The 21,139-nt window shown below is 54.4% G+C and carries 20 protein-coding genes; 9 read left to right on the top strand and 11 right to left on the bottom strand.

Going from position 1 to position 21,139, the window contains the following annotated elements; translation table 11 throughout:
* Nucleotides 1–233: 233 nt before the first annotated feature.
* From DDZ13_RS05095 to DDZ13_RS05055, 9 genes are all read right to left on the bottom strand, one after another.
* Nucleotides 234–1,343 carry a Gfo/Idh/MocA family protein gene (locus DDZ13_RS05095; protein WP_110130361.1) on the bottom strand — a complete coding sequence of 370 codons (1,110 nt, stop codon included), beginning with the start codon at nucleotides 1,341–1,343 and terminating at the stop codon, nucleotides 234–236.
* Nucleotides 1,344–1,348: 5 nt separating this feature from the next.
* Nucleotides 1,349–2,428 (bottom strand): Gfo/Idh/MocA family protein, encoded by a 1,080-nt coding sequence (locus DDZ13_RS05090; RefSeq protein ID WP_199221051.1) that lies wholly within the window; start codon nucleotides 2,426–2,428, stop codon nucleotides 1,349–1,351.
* A 69-nt stretch (nucleotides 2,429–2,497) separates the two neighbouring features.
* Complete coding sequence (locus tag DDZ13_RS05085; protein ID WP_110130360.1) at nucleotides 2,498–3,280, bottom strand: sugar isomerase domain-containing protein; 783 nt, start codon at nucleotides 3,278–3,280, stop codon at nucleotides 2,498–2,500.
* Between the two features lie 27 nt (nucleotides 3,281–3,307).
* Nucleotides 3,308–4,438: a carbohydrate kinase family protein gene (locus DDZ13_RS05080; protein WP_146209243.1), complete on the bottom strand. Its 1,131-nt coding sequence runs from the start codon at nucleotides 4,436–4,438 to the stop codon at nucleotides 3,308–3,310.
* Between the two features lie 10 nt (nucleotides 4,439–4,448).
* Nucleotides 4,449–5,252, bottom strand: a complete 804-nt coding sequence (locus DDZ13_RS05075; RefSeq protein WP_110130358.1) for an SDR family NAD(P)-dependent oxidoreductase — start codon at nucleotides 5,250–5,252, stop codon at nucleotides 4,449–4,451.
* 1 nt (nucleotide 5,253) lies between these two features.
* Entirely contained in the window at nucleotides 5,254–6,645 is a 1,392-nt protein-coding gene (locus DDZ13_RS05070; RefSeq protein ID WP_110130357.1) for a dihydrolipoyl dehydrogenase family protein, read from the bottom strand.
* 2 nt (nucleotides 6,646–6,647) lie between these two features.
* Nucleotides 6,648–8,108: an O-antigen ligase family protein gene (locus DDZ13_RS05065; RefSeq protein ID WP_110130356.1), complete on the bottom strand. Its 1,461-nt coding sequence runs from the start codon at nucleotides 8,106–8,108 to the stop codon at nucleotides 6,648–6,650.
* 6 nt (nucleotides 8,109–8,114) lie between these two features.
* Nucleotides 8,115–8,663 carry a DJ-1 family glyoxalase III gene (locus DDZ13_RS05060; protein ID WP_110130355.1) on the bottom strand — a complete coding sequence of 183 codons (549 nt, stop codon included), beginning with the start codon at nucleotides 8,661–8,663 and terminating at the stop codon, nucleotides 8,115–8,117.
* Between the two features lie 8 nt (nucleotides 8,664–8,671).
* Nucleotides 8,672–9,451, bottom strand: coding sequence for an alpha/beta hydrolase (locus DDZ13_RS05055; protein WP_233246082.1), 780 nt, complete (start codon nucleotides 9,449–9,451; stop codon nucleotides 8,672–8,674).
* Nucleotides 9,452–9,593: 142 nt separating this feature from the next.
* On the opposite strand from DDZ13_RS05055, the gene mgtE reads away from it, so the two are divergent.
* The 5 genes from mgtE to DDZ13_RS05030 all read left to right on the top strand — a co-directional run bounded on the left by mgtE (nucleotide 9,594) and on the right by DDZ13_RS05030 (nucleotide 14,945).
* Nucleotides 9,594–10,952, top strand: a complete 1,359-nt coding sequence (mgtE, locus tag DDZ13_RS05050) for a magnesium transporter (protein WP_110130353.1) — start codon at nucleotides 9,594–9,596, stop codon at nucleotides 10,950–10,952.
* A gap of 7 nt (nucleotides 10,953–10,959) precedes the next feature.
* The gene (locus DDZ13_RS05045) at nucleotides 10,960–12,612 is read left to right on the top strand and encodes a beta-N-acetylhexosaminidase (RefSeq protein ID WP_110130352.1); all 1,653 of its coding nucleotides are present in this window, start codon (nucleotides 10,960–10,962) and stop codon (nucleotides 12,610–12,612) included.
* A 115-nt stretch (nucleotides 12,613–12,727) separates the two neighbouring features.
* Nucleotides 12,728–13,027: a hypothetical protein gene (locus DDZ13_RS05040; protein ID WP_110130351.1), complete on the top strand. Its 300-nt coding sequence runs from the start codon at nucleotides 12,728–12,730 to the stop codon at nucleotides 13,025–13,027.
* Between the two features lie 384 nt (nucleotides 13,028–13,411).
* On the top strand, nucleotides 13,412–14,467 hold the full coding sequence (locus DDZ13_RS05035; RefSeq protein ID WP_110130350.1) for a substrate-binding domain-containing protein: 1,056 nt from the start codon (nucleotides 13,412–13,414) through the stop codon (nucleotides 14,465–14,467).
* A 112-nt stretch (nucleotides 14,468–14,579) separates the two neighbouring features.
* Nucleotides 14,580–14,945 carry a nucleotide pyrophosphohydrolase gene (locus DDZ13_RS05030; RefSeq protein WP_110130349.1) on the top strand — a complete coding sequence of 122 codons (366 nt, stop codon included), beginning with the start codon at nucleotides 14,580–14,582 and terminating at the stop codon, nucleotides 14,943–14,945.
* 428 nt (nucleotides 14,946–15,373) lie between these two features.
* On the opposite strand, the gene DDZ13_RS05025 is transcribed toward DDZ13_RS05030, so the two are convergent.
* Together DDZ13_RS05025 and DDZ13_RS05020 are read right to left on the bottom strand one after the other, a co-directional pair.
* The gene (locus DDZ13_RS05025; protein ID WP_110130348.1) at nucleotides 15,374–15,679 is read right to left on the bottom strand and encodes an HPr family phosphocarrier protein; all 306 of its coding nucleotides are present in this window, start codon (nucleotides 15,677–15,679) and stop codon (nucleotides 15,374–15,376) included.
* A gap of 145 nt (nucleotides 15,680–15,824) precedes the next feature.
* Nucleotides 15,825–17,591 carry an ABC transporter ATP-binding protein gene (locus DDZ13_RS05020; protein WP_233246081.1) on the bottom strand — a complete coding sequence of 589 codons (1,767 nt, stop codon included), beginning with the start codon at nucleotides 17,589–17,591 and terminating at the stop codon, nucleotides 15,825–15,827.
* Nucleotides 17,592–17,741: 150 nt separating this feature from the next.
* Between DDZ13_RS05020 and DDZ13_RS05015 the strand changes: the two genes are divergently transcribed.
* The 4 genes from DDZ13_RS05015 (at nucleotide 17,742) to DDZ13_RS05000 (ending at nucleotide 21,049) form a co-directional block, all read left to right on the top strand.
* The gene (locus DDZ13_RS05015) at nucleotides 17,742–18,011 is read left to right on the top strand and encodes an RNA recognition motif domain-containing protein (protein ID WP_110130347.1); all 270 of its coding nucleotides are present in this window, start codon (nucleotides 17,742–17,744) and stop codon (nucleotides 18,009–18,011) included.
* Between the two features lie 21 nt (nucleotides 18,012–18,032).
* The gene (locus DDZ13_RS05010; protein WP_110130346.1) at nucleotides 18,033–19,283 is read left to right on the top strand and encodes a M48 family metallopeptidase; all 1,251 of its coding nucleotides are present in this window, start codon (nucleotides 18,033–18,035) and stop codon (nucleotides 19,281–19,283) included.
* 16 nt (nucleotides 19,284–19,299) lie between these two features.
* Nucleotides 19,300–20,199, top strand: a complete 900-nt coding sequence (locus DDZ13_RS05005) for an endonuclease/exonuclease/phosphatase family protein (RefSeq protein WP_146209242.1) — start codon at nucleotides 19,300–19,302, stop codon at nucleotides 20,197–20,199.
* A gap of 70 nt (nucleotides 20,200–20,269) precedes the next feature.
* Nucleotides 20,270–21,049 carry an MBL fold metallo-hydrolase gene (locus DDZ13_RS05000; RefSeq protein WP_110130344.1) on the top strand — a complete coding sequence of 260 codons (780 nt, stop codon included), beginning with the start codon at nucleotides 20,270–20,272 and terminating at the stop codon, nucleotides 21,047–21,049.
* Nucleotides 21,050–21,139 lie beyond the last annotated feature (90 nt).

Here is a 21,139-nt window from a genome sequence, read left to right as displayed (position 1 = left end):
GTTGCTTATCTAAAAGATCAAAACTTTTGCAAAGTGGTATAAGCACCTGCGAAAGGCCTCGCGTGGCATCGCGAATCCCTCGCAAGGCCACCCGGTATTCTCATGCCGTTTCGGCAAAATTTTGATCCGACCAACGGGGCCGGGTCCTCCCGCGTTTTCCCTTTTAAAAGGACCCAATAATCTTCGAAATCCTATCAGTCTTCTCTAGAAAAGCCTGGGCGTGAGGCAAACCGCTAGTAACGGATCGATTGAACCTCACCCGGCTTGACCGGTTCGCCTTTATCTGCGCTCGCCACGGCGGCAAAGCAAAGTTCAAGACTCTTCAGGTTATGAGCCGCCGAATTTAAGGGTTCGCGGTCTTCTTCGATCGCACAGAGCAGTTCGCCCATAGCGCCGGCAAATCCGTCGTTGAACCACTGGCCTTGTAGGTCGACACGCGCTTCGCCTTCCTCGGTTGTGAGAGTAATATTGTCGTTACCGCAGACGGGCCCGGAACTACGGAAGGTGCCTTTTGTGCCGGTCACTACAGTACTCTCGGCCGGACTGAACTTCGTGTGGGCATGAAAGACGAGTGAGGCCAGACCACCGTCAAACTGGATCATACTTTGAGCACTGAGTGGTGGTGCCAACTCCTGACCACGGGATCGCTCGATTTGGGAAAAGATCTGTTTTGCCTCCCGATCACCGAAGACGCAACGGACGATGTCGAACCAATGAATGGCAAAGTCGTAGAGCACGATATGGTGAATCTGTTCAAAGCGCGTGCCTTGGATCCAACTGTGATCCCAGGCAATGTGGATATCGCAGCTTACAATTTCTCCAAGTAAGCCGGCTTTAACGACTTCACGCAAATAACTGAAGTAGGGTGCCCAGCGGCCGTTTTGGTTCACGGCCAGCTTGAGATTTTCTTGCTTGGCGAGCTCGACGAGTTCACGACCGACATCGATATTCGTGACGAAGGGCTTTTGACTGAGCACGTGTTTGCCGTTCTGCAGTGCCTTTCGGATATGTTCGAGCCGGTGATCCGGGTGTGTGGCCAGGTCGACAATTTTGATATCGTCGCGTGTCAGTACGGCATCCGCGTTGTCAGTGACTTCGGCTTCGGGAAAGAACTCGTCGCGAAATTTATTGGCCGCTTCGATCTTGATATCGCAGAGCACTGCGATCGGGAATCCATTCTCGCGATACGCTTCAAGGTGGTTGCGGGCGATACCGCCACAGCCGATGAGGGCCATCGGAGGAGTGGCTTGCTTGGGTTTCGGGGGTTGGTAGGAGAATGCGGGGGCTTCCATCCGATCGGCCTTAGCCGCTTTCAACTCCCGGGCGTCTTCTTTTTCGCTCATGGTTCTTAGTCCTTCAGTTTTACGGTTCGCCCCTCTTCGCAACTGCGAATTGCGCTGTCGACAATCTCCTGCCCGATTCGAGCCAGTTCAGGATGGAGCGGTCCTTCGACGGACAAACCCGCTTCGATGCGCTTAAGGCTGTACTCGATACCGTTGCTTTCACCTTCGGGGAAGCCGTCGACCGAGTGCTTATAGCCGCCGGGATTGGCTCGGGTTTGAATGAAGATGGTTTTCTCGTAATCGTAGCTGCTGATGGTGCCTTCCGTACCACGAATAACGAAACCGCACTTAGGTTGTGGTTGGTGCGTCCAGGGGTCGGTGAAGGTGCCCCAGCGTGTTTCGAATTTGGACAGGTGCTCGCCGTAGCGTGCCACCGTCACGCTGTGCTCATCCACTTCCAGTCCGGCGGCTCCGGTCGTGATGGCGGTGACCTCATCGGGCTTTTTGCCCCCGTTGAACCAGGTGCCGAGTGTCACACCGTAACCGAGGTAATCGCGCAGCGATCCGCCGTCGGCCTCCTTCTTGTACCACCAACTGTCTTTTTTTGCTTCGGCCGAAGGTTCCTTCTCAATCTTATCCGCGCCGTGGTAGAGCGGGCCACGGTTGCCATCGTAGTAGTGAACCTCCGTGACTTCACCGATCAGCCCTTCCCGAATCAGGCGATGCGCAGTCAAGTGACTTTCCACCCAGCGCAGGGGCCAATTAATGATGAGTTCTTTACCGGAGCTTTTTTGTGCTTCAATCATGCGATCGGCGTCCCTCAGCGAGCCGGCAAAAGGTTTTTCCACAAAAATATGGATATCGTAGGGGGCAATGCGCTCGACCCAGTCGGCGTGCTCCGCCGTGGGTGGGCAGAGGATTACCATGTCCGGTTTCGTCGCCTCCATGCATTGCTTGTAGTCGGTAAAGACCTGCGCGTCGGAGAGCTGGAAATTCTCCGTTGCTTCCTGCATGCGTTCCGCTTGCGGATCACAGATACCGACGATCTCGGCGTTCGGATGCTGGTCCACATATCGAAGCAGATCCCCCATGTGCATGTGGGAGAACTCGATGCCGACGATTTTCCATGTCTTCTTTTCGCTCACGCTTATCCTTTCATAATGTGTTCAATGACTCTGGAGTTTTTTTGGGTTATTTAGATCAGGCCGGGAAGACTAGGCCTTACCCACTTGTTCGTAATATTTGGCGATTCGATGGGCATGCTCGTCGTAGGCACTTTCGAACAATTCGACGGCACGCTCGGAGCCGACGATGGCCGCGGAGCTAAGGACTTTTGGGGGGTGTCCGGCATCGGTCAGTCGTTGTGCAACTTCCGCTTTAATTGAGTTGATGATCAGGCAGCCGCCTACGGTCGAACCGGGGGCTACGGGAGTATCGAGTCCTTCGATATTTACCATGGCGTCGCCCAGAGGTGCTCCTGTATCCAGAACGATATCCGAAAAGTCCTGCAGCTTCTTCCCGTCCTCTCGCTTGCTGCTGCTGGGTTCCGAGTGGTCCCTGCTGATGAGACCGACAACTTTGACCCCGCGCTTCTGAAAGACTTCCGCCATCTCGATCGGGACGACATTGCAGCCGCTCGATGAAATCACGAGCGCGGAGTCTTCTTCGGTCAGGTCGTAATTCCGCAGGATGCGGTCGGCGAGACCGGACACGTTTTCCAGAAACATGGCCTGTCGCTGGCCATTCGCACCGATGACCAGATTGTGAAAGGAAAGTGAGAGTTCGACGATCGGATTGAATCCGGGAAAGGAGCCGTAACGAGGCCACATCTCTTCAGTCATCATACGGCTGTGTCCGGAGCCAAATACATGCACCATCTTTCCGGCCAGAATCGTTTTGGCGAATTGATCGGCAACCTGTTCGATCCTCGATTGTTGAGCAGCGACCTTGTCGAGAATCTCCCGGGATTTTGTTAAGTATTGTTCGGCTGGTTTCATTTGTTGTTCCTGGCGATGAATTGACGTTTACTTTGTAGAAGAGGACTCAAGATCCGGAATGAATTCTAGAATGTCTTCCAGATTCGGGGATAGTGCGGTTCTGACATAATAACCGGAAAAGAGCACGCTGAGTTTGAGAGAATCTTCAGGACTGAACTTGAGTAACTGTGCCAAGCAAAAGCCGGCATTCAAGTGATCGCCTGCGCCGGTAGTGATGACGGGGAACTCGGTGTGTGGTCCATCGACAGCCCAACTGCCTTCCGGAGTGCTGCATGCGGCAAAGTCCGTGTGGTGAGCCATCGCAGTATGAATACCGAGCTTTTCGCGGATCGCGACCTGTGCTTGTTGCAGTGATTTCTTTTCAGGCCCCGATTCGGGTAGGCCGAGTGCGCGGGAGACGAGCTGCGCCTCGTTTAAATTCATACCGAGGGTGACCCGGCCGAAGGTCTCGAATTGACCGATGAGATCGAGCACTTCGAGAAGGTCCTCGCCGGAGCGCATTGAGGGGTCTGTCAGGTCGAAGAAGAAAGTTCGTTCATTGCTTTTCCCGAGCGTCGGCAAAAGTGTTTCCAGATGCCAGCGGAGGATGGAATTCATACCCGGGAGGCAGGTCCAGTTGAGCAGGCAACAAAGTTGAGACTTTTCAATCAGCGCCGCCATCGTCTCCTTGCCGATCTGTGCGTCCAGCCTGTCCGCAGTCACGTCTTCATAGCTGGATATTGAAGCGAGCATGAGCTTCCCGTTGGGAAATTCCAGCGCATGAGTGACCGCGGGTTGCGCGATGCTGTGGACCTTGATTCGACGGGCAAATTCCTCGTAAACCGGATGGAGGGTTGGCTGACCGAGCGGCCCAATATAATCGACAGCGACGTTGGACTGGGCGAGTGCGCGGGCCATGATAGGCCCGTTTCCACCGATCTTTTCCCGCTGTTTGACTATCTCGATCATGGCGCTTTTACCGTCGGCTTCGACCACGCGATTTCCGAAATCACGCATCTTGCCAAAAGCGGTAAACTCTTCGCCGCTGTGCTCGCGGGATTCAACGGGTTTGCAGATGACATCGACTGTCCCATCGAAGCCGAGCATGACATTGAATGCCCCGAGTTTAGGGATCGCCTCTTGGATTGGTTTTATAAGACTGCTGTAACTCGTCGCCATGAGGGAATGATTAGTATTGCCCTTCGGAAACAGTCCATCCCCCGTCAACCGCGATCACTTGTCCCGTGACGAAGCGGCTTTCTTCTGAGAGCAGATAGGTCGCCAAGCCGTCAAGGTCTTCGGGAGAACCGATACGGCCTCCGTCCAAGGGTTGCTTCGACTTGACAAAAGCCTGAATCGTTTCGTCCTGAGCGGCCCGTTGAGCCATGGGTGTTTCAACCAAAGCCGGAGCAATCACATTCAGGCGGATGTTTTTGTCCGCATAATAAGCGGCAGTGGATTTGGTGAAGCCGATGATGGCAGCCTTCGCTGCCGCGTAAACATGAGTGGAAAAGTAACGTGGCGACGGGGAGTAGCCGAGGACGGAACCCATATTGAGAACTGTCCCGGCGGTGTCTCGCTTCAGGAAAGCCTGCACGGCCGCCCTGTTGCTGAGAATGAGTGACTTCAGATTCAGGTTCAGCGTTTTATCGATCCCTTCTTCGGTGATCTCGTGCAGGGGGCCGTCGCCGAAACGTCGACCGCTGCCACCGGCGACATGATAGAGCCCGTGAAAACTGTCGAAATTGTCCAGGCAGGTCTGAATGGCGGCTTTTGCCGTTTGAGGGTGAATGGCATCCCCGGCTAGCGCCTTGCCCTGATCGGGGGAGATGGCTTCGAATGCTTCGTTGGCATGGGCCACGCTTTCCGGGTTGCGGCCGACGGCGATAACGCTCGCCCCTTCGCGGAGAAAGGCCTTGGCCGCGGAAAGGCCCAGCCCGGTAGTACCCCCGATAATGACAATGGATCGGTTATTTAAGGACGAAGACGTCATTTTACGTTTGGTTCATTTCGTCGACAATATCTTCCAGTGGATAGGTCCAAATTTCGGAAAGAGTGGGGTGGTACCAATGCACTTTGAGCAGGTCGGCGGCAGTGGCTTTTAAAGTGATGGCAACCGCCATGGCGTGAACCAGTTCGCCGCCATCCTTGCCGACACACTCCGCGCCGAGGATTTGTCCGCTGGATCGCTCGGCCATCACTTTGACGTAGCCGGTCTTGGCTTCCATCAGGATGGATTTGCCGTGGTCGTCAAAGGGGAAGTCGGCGCTGATGTAGTCGATGCCCCGCTCTTTAAGCTGAGCTTCGCTGAGTCCGACCTGACCGATCTGAGGGTCGGTAAAGGTAACACCAAGCAAGGTATCATAGTTGACGGGTTCGGCCGCCCGGCCGGTGGCATGACGTGCGGCAAGCTCACCCTGCAGGATCGCGACATGAACAATCTCGTGGGGGCCGGCGACATCGCCGCAGGCATAGATTCTCTCGTTGGTGGTCTGTTGGTTCGGGTTGCAACTGATGTGACCGCTTTTCATCACCTCGACATTGGCAGCTTCCAGATTCAGCCCTTCGATTGCCGGCTTTCGGCCGAGCGCATTGAGCAAGTAAGGGGCTTCAGCCGAGGTGGGAGAGCCCTTGTTCTTGAACTTTACCCAGAAGACGCCCTCCTCGTAGGCAACGTTATCGATCTGTGTGTCGGTATAGAGCTCGATGCCTTCTTTACGGAACTGCTCTTCGATGACGGATGCTGCGTCCGGGGAAGATTCCTTCAGAATATGTGGGCTGCGCTGGATCTGGATGACCTCGGAACCGGCGCGGCGTAGAAACTGGGCCAATTCGCACGCGACGACACCGCCCCCGAGTACGATTACTTTCTCGGGAAGAAAGTTAAGATCGAGGACGTCATCACTCGTCCAGTAAGGGACCTCGCTGAGGCCCTGCACCGGTGGGCAGGATACGACTGAACCGGTAGCTATCATGAAATAGTCGGCGGTCAGCTCGGTTCCGTCCGCAAGCGAGATGGTTCTGGGGTCGACGAACTTCGCCTGACTCTTGTAGAGGCTGAAGCGGTCACTCTCGAGCTGTTCCTGCCGGTATTCGGCGAACTCGTCGATCGTGGCGATCTTTCGTTCATGCAGAACCGGCATGTCAGCCTTTGCCTCCGGGATGTTCAGGCCGAATTTCCTGCCTTGTTGGGCAAGATGAAGCACTTCGGTCGAGTAAATTAAGGTTTTCGAAGGCATGCAGCCTTTCAGGATGCAGAGTCCGCCAAGCTCCTGAGCTCCGTCAACGATGGCGACACGGTCAAAGACCTCTCTGGCGGTGCGGGCAGCGGCATATCCGCCGCTGCCGCCGCCGATTACGATGTAGTCAAAATGTTCCTTCTTCATGATTATCTGAGTTTGTCGTTCTCCTGAACAGGGTGAAACGGCACCCTTCGTAAACTGTGCGGGGTAACCAGTTGCGGTCGGGACGCATCGACTTCGTCCGCCCGGTTCCGACTGATGTCAGCCCATCTTAGTGCAATGAAAAGTAAGGTGACAAAGCTGTAGAAGACCGCGGGCGACATGAACGGACTGTCGAAAAAGGCCAATACGATGACCGCGGCAAGTCCGGTCAGAAAGTGGTTCGTAAGTTGTATATTGTGGCGACCTTTCAGGTAACGTCCGATCAGGCATACCACCAGTATGATGGGAAAAACGAATCCGATGATTCCGATTTCAGCCAGAAGCTGAAGCACATCATTTCCCGCTCGTTCGTAATTTTCATTCACCAGCAGATCGCTTCCGTAATAGGGGAGTAAGTGCGCATAGCTATCCATGCCCCAACCGAATATCGGACGGTCACGAAACATTTCCCATGCCCCTTGCTTCAAGCTTTCACTGACCAGGGATTCGCCATTGCCCTGGAACATCCTGGTGAAAGCGGCGGCAAATATGCCGAACGAAACAAGGCTGCTGAAGAGTGAAATTACTTTTCGATGCGGATCCCTGCGTATCGAGAAAAAATTGATCCCAAAAAACATCATCATGACCGCATAGGTGAGAAGCAGGATGACTGCAGGCCACTTGGACTCTATGAGAAAAGCGCTCACGCCGAGCAAAGTGCCTCCGGTCAAATACCAGGGTCCGGACGATTCAATGAAAGGCGGGCTGTCGTCGTAACGTGTGGTCAGAAGAGCCATGCTGATACAGGCGCAGGTCCATATTGCAGCAAAGGCGGCCCAGTGTCCGTCATAGGGGAAATAACCGAAAAAGTCTTCCATGCCGGTTCCTTTGGTCAGGAAGGGCTTAGACGCATTCATGGCCTCCTGGATGTAGCCAACCAAGCCTGCCAGCACGGCACTGAGGCATAGGTAGGGCATTAGCCTTTCAAAGAACGCCCGTGACTTTGGCACCAGGAAAAGTCCGATTGCGACGATGTAGATCGCGGAAAAACCGAAGACGGTAGGCCAGGCTGTTTCTGCCGTGGTGCTTATCGGGAGCCAAACATGGCCAGGCATTTCAAATTGAATGAACTCGGCGTCACCAACGGTGATTGTTTTCAAAGGATCCTGTAGCAAGCCCAGTGAAAACTGAAGGAGTAACAGCCAGACCGGAGCGGTGCAGAGCCAGAATTTCGGCCAGAGCAAAGTAACGAAAAAGGGATGCGTATGCTCGTGTGTTTTCAAGATTACCGGAGTCAATGCAGCTGCAATCAGAAAGAAACCGAGAAGCCAGTATGAGCGCGGCTCTGCCAACCAGAAAGCGACGTTTGCCGTGACGAGCACCAGACCGAACAGCGACGTCTCCGCCGGAGTAAAGGTATCCCGCAGTAGTTTGTCGCGCGGTAGTAATTGAGTGTCTTGCTCCATGGGTGCCTATTCCGGCCAGCAGATTGATTTTGCCACCTCCGTTCGAGTCGCTTTGTCGCGCAGTTTCTCAATCAGAGCGAGCCCGAACTGTGTTGCGGTGCCCGCGCCACGTGAAGTTAGAATGTTGCCGTCCCATACGCAGTCATTGCTTTCGGGGGACGGAAGTTCGGAAAGCGTGGTGTGATGGGCTGTGTAGCGTCGGGGCAGTAATCCGGCATCGAGCAGCAAGAGGGGGGCGGCGCAAATGCAGGCGACAATCTTTTCATTTTCAAAGTGCTTCTTGAGGAACTCGCAAATTTCGGGCTGATTGCGAAGTGCTTTGATTCCGGGGCCGCCGGGAACAACAACAGCATCATAAACTTCGTTCTCCTCCACCTCCGCAAACGGCTGCGTCGTTTGGATCGTGATGCCGCCCCGGCCGGAAACAAGTGCCTCTTCCGACGTGCCGGCCAGACAGACCTCAATATCGGCCCGTTTTAATAGATCAATCGGTGCAATGGCTTCCATCTCTTCGAAGCCCGGGTGAATAATGATGAGTGTTCTGATAGCTTTCATAATGGATTTTACTTCCGAATGAAGTTTTGGACGACATTCCAGTAATGATCTCCAGCCAGTTCAATGTGGTTGTTGTGGTCCGCTCCTTCCACCCACAGGGTTTCGGGGGGCTTATTCAGAGCATTTTCATTTCTGAGGGCATGAGCAAATGGAACCACGTTGTCGTCGGTTCCGTGAATCAGCAGTACCGGACAGTCCAGTTCGGGCAGAATGGCCAGATTGTCGAATTTATCAAAGGGGAGGAGTTTGATGTTCGTGATGACTCGAAAGGTGGAACTGAATGCGCCGTCGAGAATAAGGCCGGCAACTCGGTAACGCTCCGCCAGCCAACAGGAAGGGCCGCTGCCAAGCGAGCGGCCGTAAAGTGTGATTGATTCGGGTGAATAGCCTCGCTTGTCGGTGAGGTAGCGAAAGGCAGCCTCGGCTGCGGCATAGACGCCTTGTTCGCTTGGCTCCCCGCTGCTGGTGCCATAGCCGGGATAATCATAAGCCAGTGCGGAGATGCCTTTCTTTTTGAACTCCTGGAGTAACGTGCGGATATCCCCGATGTCCTCGCCATTGCCATGACTGTAGAAGAGGACGTCTTTTGATCCGGGGGCTTCCAGGAAATAAGCTGATATGCTCTCTCCGTCGGCGGTCTTCAGTTTCAAAATGTCGCTTTCGTCGGTGTAGGATGACGCGGGGATGGGGAAGATCATCGAGTCCGATGCGTAAATTGCATAAATAAATAGTCCTGTGTAGATCACAGAAAAAGCGGCCACCAAAAGGATGAATATATTAACAACCATTTGTTTTATAGTATGCATGAAAGCAGACACGTTTTGATATCAAATATCATCGCCGACGAGCGCAACGAAATCCCGAAAAATTAGGGCATCCGGTTGTGCTTACCGCTTTACTCCATGCGGCGACTCTTATAACTGCTACATCATGGCCGAACAAACCACAGAGGATAATGCCAGAATCCGTCAGCTGATTGAGTCGGGACAGCTGAAGGCGCTGGCCTCTGAGCTGGATAACCTGATCAACCCGGAGGTGGCGGAGCTAATACTGCAAATGGATAAGCCGCACCAGATTCTGGTCTATCGGGCACTGCCACGCTCCCGGGCGGCCGATGTCTTCGCCTATCTGGAACAGGAGCAACAGGATGAGATCCTTGAGGCTTTGACGGACGCGGATACCCGGCACCTTTTGGCCAATCTCAGCCCGGACGACCGGACCGCGATGCTGGAAGAACTGCCGGCGACCGTGCAGCGCCGGCTCATGCAACTGCTCACGCCTGAAGATTTGGCGGAAGCGCGTCAATTGCTGGGCTATCCTGAAGAAAGTGTCGGTCGGTTGATGACCCCGGACTATATCCGTATCCGAGCCGAGTGGACCTGTGATCAGGCAATCTCTCACATTCGAAAATACGGTCGTGACAGTGAGATTTTCAACATCCTCTACGTGACGGACCAGAATGGACTGCTCATCGATATATTGCGAGTGAGGCGTCTCATCATGGCAGATCCCTCGACCGTGATTAAGGATATGCTGAATTATAACTTCATCAGCATATCCGCCTATGAAGACCGCGAGGTGGCGGTCGAGATGATCAAGCGTTATGATATCAACGCGTTACCCGTGGTGGATTCCGACGGAGTGATTATCGGCATTGTCACCGTCGACGACATTATGGACGTGGCTGAAGAAGAGGCGACCGAGGATATCCAACTCGGTGCCGCCGTGGCGCCCCTTGAATCCCGTTACAGCTCGACCGGTTCGTTTGAGCTTTTCCGAAAACGTATCGTCTGGTTGCTGGTTTTGATTTTCGTCAACCTCATCTCGGCGGCCGTGATTTCGAGCTACGAGGACTATCTGCTCGAGTTCATTACACTGGCGCTCTTCATGCCTCTGGTCATTGCCAGTGGGGGGAACAGCGGCGCGCAGTCGGCCACACTGATGGTACGTGCCATGGCCACGGGCGATTTGAATTCCAACGACTGGCTCAAGGCATTGATCAAAGAGATCTCGGTTGGTGTTTTGTTGGGACTGGCGATGGGGGTCATCGCTTATTTTGTCGGGGCGCTCTACGGACGTGACGGAAGTATCGCGCTCATTATCGGGTTGAGCATGGTTTCCATTGTACTGGTGGCGAATTCCTTCGGTGCACTGCTGCCTTTTCTCCTCCAGCGGGTCAAGATCGACCCGGCGGTCGCCAGTAGTCCTCTAATCACCTCAGTCATGGACGTGCTCGGACTCCTGATTTATTTTTCCATCGCGGTGCTGATACTGGCGCCGGCTGTTTGATAGTGTAATGGACTTTCTCTTCCCCCCGCGAACATTTGAGCGATTAGAAGGGAATTGTGTGTGGGGCGCTCATGAGCGTGAACTCGTTGGCAATTCGGATATACCGGCGCAAGGCTATCGCCTGAGAGTCCAAACGGATGTGATCCATTTGGAAGCATCCGACAAAATGGGATTATTCTACGGGCGCCAGCTTCTCGGCGAATTAAAGGAACAACATCCCGACGGGGAGCTGCCCTGCTGCCGCATCGAGGACTGGCCGGATTTCAAGAACCGCGGCTACATGCTCGATATCTCCCGCGACCGGGTGCCGACAATGGAGCACCTTTTTCATCTGGTCGATCAACTGGTCAGGCTGCGCTACAATCAGCTACAGCTCTACACCGAGCACACCTTTGCCTATAAGGAGCATAAGACGGTGTGGGCCCATGCCTCGCCCATGACCGCTTCGGAAATCCGTGAACTGGATCAGTACTGTCGGGATCGTCACATCGAGCTGGTTCCGAACCAGAATTCATTTGGACACATGGAGCGTTGGCTGGCGCATGATGCTTACAGGCATTTGGCGGAGTGCCCCGAAGGTTTCCGGCACCCCATCTCCGGGGCGTGGCGGCCGCAGGGGAGTGTGATTAAGCCGGATGCGCAAAGTCTCGAATTTTTGGACGGGCTCTATCGCGAGCTACTGCCAAACTTCAGCAGTCGCAAATTCAATATTGGCGGCGACGAACCCTGGGAATTGGGGTGGGGGGCAAGTGCCGATGCCGTAAAAGCCCAAGGGAAGCATAAGGTCTACGCGGACTTTCTCGGCCGGGTTTGTGAACTTGCGACTGAGCATGGCAGCGAGCCCATGTGCTGGTCGGACGTTTTGCTGGAGGAACCTTCATTCATCGAGCGACTGCCCGAATCGGTTTGCCCGGTTATCTGGGGTTATGAAGTGGGCCATCCCTTTGAGCAACAATGTACCGTCCTCGCGGAACTCGGGCATAACTTCTATGTCGCCCCCGGTGACTCCACGTGGACCAGTTATACCGGGCGGTTACCCACGATGCTGACCAATGTTCAATCAGCGGCCCGGATAGGTAAAAAGTACGGCGCGGCCGGACTCTTGATGACCCACTGGGGCGATAACGGCCACCCGCAAACTTGGCCGGTCAGCTTGCCGGGCCTGGTTTGGGCCGGCCTGCAGAGCTGGAATGGTCAGATCGGAGAAGAAAGCCTGGAGAAGAACCTGAGACATATCTTAGGCGATCAGGACGGGGCCTTTGTTGAAACACTCCTCGAATCGGGAAAAGTGGATGAGCGGCTCGGCGTTCACTTGGTCAACAAGAGCTTTCTCGCCGATGCAAATTTAATGACAAGCGCGGAGCGTGATCGGTTGAAGTTGCAGCCGGAGGCGTCCGCTCTTCGCCGTTTCAAGCGCGACTGCGAGACTTGGCTTGAAAGCTTAACCAGCACGGAGCTTGACGCTCGTGATGCGGCTCAGCTCGTCGAGGAACTCGAGCTCGTCCTCCGCTTGAACCTTTTCGCGGTGTCTCGCTGCCTCAAGGAATCGGAGGTCGCGCCAGAGGCGCTACGTGAGTCATATGCCCGCTGCTGGCATTCCCGAAGCCGGCCCGGCGGGCTGGGGGACAGTCTCGAGAAAATCTTTGGTTTCACCCACTAATTGATTCGGAAACGATCCAGTATCCGTCCCTGAGAAAGTGCGCTCACATTGCTGTCCTGGTTTTTTTGGGGAGTGAGTCTACACACTTTCTCGCTACAAAGTTCGTTATTTAATTTTGTTTTCCAGGACAAACAAGGTTCTGCCTTTGGCATCCATTTCGGAAATCAATTTCGTCCTCGGACGAATCAGTGATTTCGACATGGACAATGCCAGGTACCCACACCGGACAAAAATCCGTGAGATTCAGGTCGAAATCGCCGAGTCCGATCCCAGAGGCGCCTGGGTTGATACCGATGAATTCAACGGCGGCAAACCCGGAGTGGGGGGTGGCGGACTCCATTATCGTGGCTCCGGTTATAAGGCGCTCGGCAAGCGGTTTGCCGAGGAAGCGATTGCCTTGATCAAGCAAAATTAGACCGCGTTGAAGAGTATGATCTTTGTCGTTTCTGCTCCGTGCTGAGCAGCAAATCATGCATGTGCAGTGCTTCTGCGACACATGCGACCGCATGTCTATGAGGATGGACCATACCGCTTATAACTTACCTTTTCTGGTGGTATTGGGTCCGAGTGCAGTCACACTACGTGCAAGTTGGATACCTGAACTCAAAGTGGGTCTCGCAAGGTCGATACGAGGACAAACCTTTTTGAAACTGGTATTATGGGCCGTTACGGCGTAAATGTTTACAATACTTCCGACCCAGGGCATGGGAAATTACTGCCAGAGCCCGTTGACGACAAAAGTTTAAGTCATTTTCTGATCGTAGCTTAATTACCTACTTGAAATAGTACTCCAGTCGAGATGTCCCGTAAGCCCTTCAAACTTTTATCCGCCCCCGAGCAGGTGGCTTTGTACTTGCGTGACGAAATTACCAGTGGCCGCTGGCAGAGTACGATGCCGGGCATCATAGCAATCGCCTCCGAGTTCGGGGTGCATCGCACGACGGCGGAGGAAGCTCTCAAATTGCTCGAGCATGAGGGGCTCGTCATGTCCCAGGGCGCGGGTAAACCAAGAAAAATCACTTTAGCGAAAACGCCTGAAGGGCGTGCTGCTCGTGTGTCTGTCATCCTTTACGAACGTGAGGATGCGCTCAACCGATCCATTACCGAGTTGCGGCACCAACTTCTCGCATCCGGGCACTCGCTCAGTTTCGCGCCAAAGAGCCTGGTTGAGTTGAACCACGATCCCAGACGTGTCGCCCGGATGGTGGAGTCCCATCCAGCGGAATTATGGATCATTCAGGCGGGGTCGAAGCCGGTGCTTGAATGGTTTGCTCAGTCACCGTATCCGGCTCTAGCGCTTTTTGGCCGGATGAAGAACGTGCCGATTGCCGGAACCGGGCCGGACAAGATACAGGCCATCAGGGATGCGGTCCAACATTTGGTCGCCCAGGGCCATCGCCGCATCGTTTTTCTTGTACGTGCAGAGCGGCGCAAGCCGAAAATCGGTACGGTCGAGCAAATCTATCTTGAACAGCTCGAAGCCAGTGGAATTAAAACCGGAGCCTATAATCTGCCGGATTGGGAGGAAAGTCCCGAGGGGTTTCACGACTGCCTGGACCAACTCTTCCGGGCCACGCCGCCGACCGCCTTCCTCGTGGGCGACTGGATGCTTTTTCTCACCCTGCAAAACTACCTCGGCTGGGTGAAAAAAGAGGAATCGGGCGAGATCGCCCTCATTTGCACCGATTACAATCCAGCCTTTAAGTGGTGCCATCCGCCCATCGCCCACGTTTATTGGGATCATCGGGCAACCGCCCGGCAGGTCGCCAGATGGGTAAACAAAGCGGCTCAGGGCAAGAATGACCACCGCCAGAGGATGACCAAGGCCAGCTTTGTTCGCGGCGCAACGGCTTAGCGTTTGGCTCTTGAGCCAGAGAGTCGTTTGAACGCGCCGGTGTCGCTTGGGTCGACTTGCCCCCCAGCTTTGACCTTGTTCTAATCAAGCTTACCAAATATAGCAGTTTTCTATGAATGATCAGGCTGCCAACCTGCAAGACTTTAAAGATAAAGTGCTGTCCTTTGCTAAGGAGCGGGATTGGGAGCAGTTCCACTCGCCCAAGAACCTCTCCATGGCGATCGCTGCCGAGGCGGCTGAGCTCATGGAGCACTTTCTCTGGCAGACACCAGAACAGTCTCGCGCCGATTTGCTGGACGATACACTGCGGGCAAAGGTCGAGGAGGAGATTGCCGATGTCCTGATTTTTGCCATTCAGTTTGCCAATATGACGGGAATTGACCTCTCGGCTGCGATTTCAGCAAAAATGGAGCGAAATGCGGAAAAATATCCGGTCGAGAAGGCGCGGGGGCGTAGTGATAAATACACTGAACTTTAAGGACTTATGTAACTGGATCTGATTTCGGGCAAAAAAACTTAAAAAAACTTCTGATTTTTTGAACGCAGACGTCCCTGATGCGTCTATCTATACAAATCTCATTTATTCAGTAGTTTCAGAGTTTGTTGTTTGTTGAGCGTCGTTCCCGAGAGGGAGCGGCGCTTTTTTTTGCTTTTAGAACAAAAAGCGTTGTTTTCCAGTTTCCGGTGATCCTGTTTTCAGTGTTAAGCTTCTGAAGCTTTTTTAATATTTCGCAGTGTACTGCGTCAGAACCATTAGCGACGGAACCAGAGGACTGGCTCGGCTACATTGGGCAGAGGCCAGAGGGCCCCATTTTACAACACTTGAAGCAATAATTGAGCACCGGTGCTCAGAAATCAGAAAACTGGCTAGTGGTTAATTGGTACGAACTACGCCTTCAGCGCAATTCAAGCTTCCTCAAAGCGCCGCTCGAATAGGGCGGCCATTTCCTCCAGCATTTTCATGCCTTCATCGGCGGGGCCTTCTGCTTTGACCCTGAGTTTCGAGCCTTTTCCGGCAGCCAGCATCATGAGGCCCATAATGCTCTTGCCGTTGACTTGCTCGTCATCCTTTTCGACCCAGACTTCTCCGGAATAGGTGTTGGCCACGCGCACAATCATAGCGGCAGGGCGCGCATGGATGCCCATTTTATTTTGTACAACAAGTTCCTTGTGCAGGGTGTTGCTGGAGTCACTGGTCTCTGATGCTGTCATGTATCTTTGGCTGCTAGAAACGGATTATCGGCCATTGTGCAAGCAGTATTCTAAATACTGGCTAAGCCCGCACCCGCTGGAAAGAAAAATAAAGCCTCCGCGAAAAATACCGTCAAGGTGTAAAGCGTTGGCTTAGAGGCTTCTTTTAGGCATATTCTGGGATGAGATCACTTTGATGGCGCCATAAATCGGCGTAATGCCCTTTTTGTTCAAGAAGTTTATTATGGTCCCCGGATTCGATGATCTGACCACCTTCCATCACCACAATTTTATCGGCACGGTGCACCGTGGAGAGGCGGTGGGCAATAATGAGCACCGTTCTTTCTTCCATCAGGTGTTCCAGGGCCTCCTGAATCTTGCGCTCGGTAATCGTGTCCACGCTGGCGGTGGCTTCGTCCAGAATGACAAGCGGCGGATTCTTGAGGAGAACACGGGCGATGGTCAGTCGTTGCTTCTCCCCCTGGCTGAGCCGGATGCCTTTTTCGCCGATATTGGTGTCGAGTCCATCGGGGAGCGCTTCGACAAAGTCGAGGGCACAGGCCTTCTCCAGTGCATGGAGCACTTCCGCTTCACTGGCATCGGCCTTGGCAAGAGTCATGTTGTCGCGCACGGTGCCTTCGAAGAGGAAGGGATCCTGTGCCACATGGCCGACTTTGTCGTGGAGCTCGCCCAGGCTGAGTTTACGGATATCCACGCCGGAGAGTTTGACCGTGCCTTCACTGACATCGTGTGTGCGCATGGCCAAATTCGCCACGGTTGATTTGCCCGCACCGGTGTGACCGACGAGAGCCGTGACTTTGTTGGCCTCCAAAGTGAGCTCGAAATTGTCCAGAACCGCCGGGCGGCCGGGATATTCGAAGCGAACCTTCTCAAATGCGACTTCGATGGGGCCGGAAGGGAGCGGTTCCGGCTGGGCGGGTTCGTCGACCGCGATTTCCGCATCCAATATCTCGAAGACGCGCTCACCGGAGGCGCGACCGGCGGCGATCAGGTGGTTCAGCCCGTGTAGTTGGGAAATGGGCTGGTAGAGCATGTTGGCCAGAATAAAAAAGGCGATCAGCTTACCCATGGTAAAATCTGCCGTATTTTGTAGCACGAGGTAACCGCCCACGCCGACTATGCTGAGGAATCCCAGTTTGGTTACCAGAGAGGTGGCGGGGCTGTAGATCGACCACCGGTACATCGCGTGCAGGGTTTTCGAACGTAGATCCTCCGCCCGTTCTTCAAACCGGGCGGATTCCCGGTCTTGCAGGCCGAAGGTCTGGATAAGGCGGTTCCCCTGAATATCTTCCACCAGTAGGCTATTGAGATCGCCTGCACTTTCTCGCACTCCCTTCCAGATTTTACGCGAGCGCTTCGAATAAAAGATGCCCACAATCAGAAGGATGGGCACGGGCAAAAAGACAAACCAAGCGAGGAAGGGCTGCATATAGAACAGAACGGTGGTAATACCGACAATACGAAGGATAGCTCCGGTACCCTGTTCCGTCCCGTCCAGAAGCGCGCGCTCGACAGCGGCGACGTCTTCGATCACTCGCGAGGAGATTTCGCCGCTCTTGCGTTGATCATAAAAGGAAACCGGCAGACGCAACAGTTTGCTGTGCAAGTCGCGGCGCATTTCCAAAAGGACACGCTGTTCGAGGGTATTGTTAACTCGTATACGCAGGCTGTTGAAGATTTCACTGCCCAGATAAAGTAGTGTGATAAGCCCAACGCCATAAAGTAGACCTTCAAGGGCATTGGTTTCCTTCAGCCCGTCAAAAATGCGCTGGATGGCGATAGGCACCGCGATTTCCATTGCTGCCATGCTCGCGGCTAAACCGATGGTCAGCCAGAAGAGCCCCTTGTAGCGGAACAGATAGGCGGAAACGCGACGGATCGTGCTATTTTTAACTTTTTTCTTCTTACTCACTGGAATTTGGTTCGAATGGGAGGACCAAAGTGTTGGTCCGGACAATTAGCAAATCGTAAAAGAAAATTAAGGTTGTCAGCGGGAGAGGTCAGCCACTTCCTTGATTTTCCTTCATTCGCCATTATTTATCAGCCATTATCCATTCAACTTATGTCAGTACGACTTTATGTAGGTAACTTATCTTTCGATGCCACAGGTGACGATCTCCGCGAAATTTTCTCCGAGACCGGCACAGTGGAAGACGCGATTATCGTGACACGCCCCGGTGGAGGACGCCCGCGTGGCTTTGGTTTCGTCACCATGTCCAGCGAAGCCGAAGGCGAAGAGGCGATTCGCCAATTGAATGGTCAGGAAGTCGGCGGCCGCGCCTTGAAGGTCAATGTGGCCAAGGAGCGCGACAGCGACTCGAAAGACGGATAATTGTCTGAACTGAGTTTTTTGATGAACACAGTTCTGATCGCATTCGTCCTGCTGCTGATCCTGAAACTGGTTGCGGGGATCGTGCTTGATTGCCTGAACCTCCGGCATGTGAAAGCACATGCCGACGAGGTGCCCGAGCCCTTTAAGGACTTTATCGATCTCCCCGAATATCAAAAGTCGGTCGATTACACGGAGGCCAAGACCCGTTTTGGCATCATTAATGACATCTACGATGCCATTATTCTGGCGGTCGTTCTCCTGAGCGGCCTGCTGGCCGGCATCTACAGCTTATTCAGTGAATGGTTCGGCTACGGTCTCTGGGGGCAAGCACTGGTGCTTTTTTTGACGGGTATCGTGCTGAGTCTGCCGGGATTACCTTTCGACTGGTGGCACACGTTCAAATTGGAAGAGCGCTTCGGCTTTAACAAGAGCACCAAGCAGCTTTGGTTCGTCGATAAGATCAAGGGGCTGCTCGTCGGGTTCGTGATCGGCTACCCGCTTCTGGCGCTCCTGATTTTTCTTGTGGGTGCGGCCGGTCCGCTGTGGTGGCTCTGGGGCTTTCTGGTCTTCTTTGCCTTCCAACTCGTTATGGTTGTGGCTTACCCCATGTTCATTATGCCCCTGTTCAACAAAATGGAGCCGATGGAGGAGGGTGATTTGAAGACACGACTTTTTGCCCTGGCCGACCGCACCGGGTTTAAGGCTCAAACCATCCTGGTCATGGATGGCAGTAAACGTTCCGGACATTCGAACGCTTTTTTTGCCGGCTTCGGTCGTTTCCGCCGGATTGTTCTCTTTGATACATTGATCGAGCAAATGAACCCCGAGCAACTGGAGGCGGTGCTGGCCCATGAGATCGGTCATTACAAGCTCGGGCACATCCCCAAAATGATCGTGCTTTCGGCGCTCAGCTCTCTGGCCATGTTCGCGGTGCTCGGCTGGTTGGAAGGGGCCGCCTGGTTTACCGACGCGTTTTATTTCGACCCGTCGACCCACGATCAGCTCGTCCCGGTCCTGTTACTCTTCATGATGCTGAGTGGCCTGGTGACCTTCTGGCTCTCGCCGCTGAGCAGTCGATGGTCCCGCAAGCATGAGTACGAGGCGGATGCGTTTGCCCGCGAGGCGATGGGGAGCTGTGAGCCTCTCTCTCAGGCGTTGCGGAAACTGCACAAGGAAAACCTCAGCAACTTAACCCCGCATCCGCTTTACAGTAACTTTCACTATTCGCACCCGACGCTGGTGGAGCGGGAAGAGGCGCTCCGGGAGTCGTAGCTAGCAGCTCCAGTCCGTGCGCACCGTCGTCCGATACCTTGTTGTTGCAGGATTCGCGGCTTGCCTGTGGGCCGCGGATCTCTCGGCCGGGTTCAGGGTAGCGACTTACAATCTGGATAATTATCTGGTGATGGATCGACGGGTGGCCGACCGCTGGCGCCCCGACTATCCCAAGCCGGAAAGTGAAAAAACGGCGGTCCGAGAGGTGATTCTCCGAAGCGCCCCGGATGTTCTGGCGCTTCAGGAAGTGGGGGCGCCCGGTTTTCTTGAAGAGTTGAGGACAGACCTCGCCAGCGAGGGCTTAAACTACCGGTACAGCATGCACTTGGACGGTCCGGACCCCGTCCGCCATCTCGCTGTCCTTTCAAAGCACCCACCCGTCGAGGTCGTGAAGCATACGGACCTTGATTTCAAATACTTCGAAGGGCGCGAACGGGTGAAACGCGGTATGCTGGAAGTGAGTTTTGAACTGGGGGACGGTGGGGTCTTCAAGCTGTTTGTGGTTCACTTGAAGAGCAAGTACACCAACAACAAGAAGGACCCCGAATCGCAGATGCGCCGGACCCGCGAAGCCGGGGCCTGCCGGAACCGGATCATTGAGCGGACCTTCGATCTCGGGGTGGACCGCTTCCTGGTGGCTGGCGACTTCAACGATCACCCCGCCAGTTCCACGCTGCGGCGTTTTTACCACCGGGGCGATCTCGAGATCGGTCGTCTGGTTCCGGCGGCGGACAGTCGCGGTGAAGTCTGGACCTACTACTTCGAAAGACGGGGGCAGTATTCGCTCGTGGATGGATTCGTGGCATCGCCGAAAATGTTCCCGCTCATCCGGAACGGGAAGGGGACGATTGTCGATTTGCCCGGTTCGTTGAATGGCAGCGACCATCGAATGGTGTGGGGGGATTTGATGGAGTAGGGCTGTTGGTGAACGGTATCTCTTGGATACGGTATTGCCAGTCATGTGAGTGCCCGCAATCTGAGCGGCAATGGAAGTCATATTTCTAGGTACAGGCACATCTCAGGGCGTTCCCATGATCGCGCAGCCCGATTCCGGTTGTGATATGGAAAACCCGAAGAACTGGCGGACCCGAACATCCATTCATGTCGAGATGGGCGGGCACCACATACAGGTCGACGCTGCCCCGGAATTTCGAATGCAATGTATTCGAAACGGAATCGAGCAGATCGATACCTTCATTCTGACTCACGGGCACGCCGATCATGTTCTGGGGATGGATGACCTGCGCCGGTTTTGCGATTTGAAGGGCGGGGTGGCGCTTCCCGTCTACAGCAGTGAGGAGGGGATCGAGCGGATCAAGGCGATCTACCCCTACGCCATGATGGAGAAGCCGGTGGCCAAAGGATATCCTGCATTCAAAACCGAGTTGATGCCGGAATGTCTCGAACTTCCCGGGGGTACTGTCGAATCGGTCTATCTACCGCACGGCTCGGTTCAGGTGCTCGGGTTGGTGTTTACCGAGGTGGAAACGGGCAAGAAATTGACCTATTACACGGACTGCAAGGAAGTCGGGGAGGAGGCCCGGTTGATCGCCGAAGGTTCGGATGTTGTGGTACTCGACGGTCTCCGGCCCAAGGTGCATCCATCGCATATGACGATTGATGAGGCCAAGGATACTGCACTCGAGATGGGAGCTCCGTTATCTTTCCTCACGCACATGACCTATATGGTCGACCACGAAGCCACGGATAATGACCTACCGGAGAACATTCACCTCGCTTATGATGGCCTGCGGGTGAGTTGGTGAGCGGCTCTTGCCTGAATTCTCGCAGATCAGGAGATGGTCCGGTTCGCTTCGCGACCGGTCTTGTCGCTTCGCTCGGAAGGCGTTCCCGGG

Source organism: Coraliomargarita sinensis (genome assembly GCF_003185655.1).
GTDB classification, from domain to species: Bacteria; Verrucomicrobiota; Verrucomicrobiia; order Opitutales; family Coraliomargaritaceae; genus Coraliomargarita_B; species Coraliomargarita_B sinensis.
Note: the sequence above shows the minus strand (reverse complement) of the source record. Positions and strands in the feature narration are given on the sequence as shown.

What these genes read in the sequence shown, in the direction of transcription:
- DDZ13_RS05095 (WP_110130361.1), bottom strand. Translation starts at nt 1,343, where the DNA reads ATGAGCGAAAAAGAAGACGCCCGGGAGTTGAAAGCGGCTAAGGCCGAT.
- DDZ13_RS05085 (WP_110130360.1), bottom strand. Translation starts at nt 3,280, where the DNA reads ATGAAACCAGCCGAACAATACTTAACAAAATCCCGGGAGATTCTCGAC.
- DDZ13_RS05080 (WP_146209243.1), bottom strand. Translation starts at nt 4,438, where the DNA reads ATGGCGACGAGTTACAGCAGTCTTATAAAACCAATCCAAGAGGCGATC.
- DDZ13_RS05075 (WP_110130358.1), bottom strand. Translation starts at nt 5,252, where the DNA reads ATGACGTCTTCGTCCTTAAATAACCGATCCATTGTCATTATCGGGGGT.
- DDZ13_RS05070 (WP_110130357.1), bottom strand. Translation starts at nt 6,645, where the DNA reads ATGAAGAAGGAACATTTTGACTACATCGTAATCGGCGGCGGCAGCGGC.
- DDZ13_RS05065 (WP_110130356.1), bottom strand. Translation starts at nt 8,108, where the DNA reads ATGGAGCAAGACACTCAATTACTACCGCGCGACAAACTACTGCGGGAT.
- DDZ13_RS05060 (WP_110130355.1), bottom strand. Translation starts at nt 8,663, where the DNA reads ATGAAAGCTATCAGAACACTCATCATTATTCACCCGGGCTTCGAAGAG.
- DDZ13_RS05055 (WP_233246082.1), bottom strand. Translation starts at nt 9,451, where the DNA reads ATGGTTGTTAATATATTCATCCTTTTGGTGGCCGCTTTTTCTGTGATC.
- mgtE (WP_110130353.1), top strand. Translation starts at nt 9,594, where the DNA reads ATGGCCGAACAAACCACAGAGGATAATGCCAGAATCCGTCAGCTGATT.
- DDZ13_RS05045 (WP_110130352.1), top strand. Translation starts at nt 10,960, where the DNA reads ATGGACTTTCTCTTCCCCCCGCGAACATTTGAGCGATTAGAAGGGAAT.
- DDZ13_RS05035 (WP_110130350.1), top strand. Translation starts at nt 13,412, where the DNA reads ATGTCCCGTAAGCCCTTCAAACTTTTATCCGCCCCCGAGCAGGTGGCT.
- DDZ13_RS05030 (WP_110130349.1), top strand. Translation starts at nt 14,580, where the DNA reads ATGAATGATCAGGCTGCCAACCTGCAAGACTTTAAAGATAAAGTGCTG.
- DDZ13_RS05025 (WP_110130348.1), bottom strand. Translation starts at nt 15,679, where the DNA reads ATGACAGCATCAGAGACCAGTGACTCCAGCAACACCCTGCACAAGGAA.
- DDZ13_RS05015 (WP_110130347.1), top strand. Translation starts at nt 17,742, where the DNA reads ATGTCAGTACGACTTTATGTAGGTAACTTATCTTTCGATGCCACAGGT.
- DDZ13_RS05010 (WP_110130346.1), top strand. Translation starts at nt 18,033, where the DNA reads ATGAACACAGTTCTGATCGCATTCGTCCTGCTGCTGATCCTGAAACTG.
- DDZ13_RS05000 (WP_110130344.1), top strand. Translation starts at nt 20,270, where the DNA reads ATGGAAGTCATATTTCTAGGTACAGGCACATCTCAGGGCGTTCCCATG.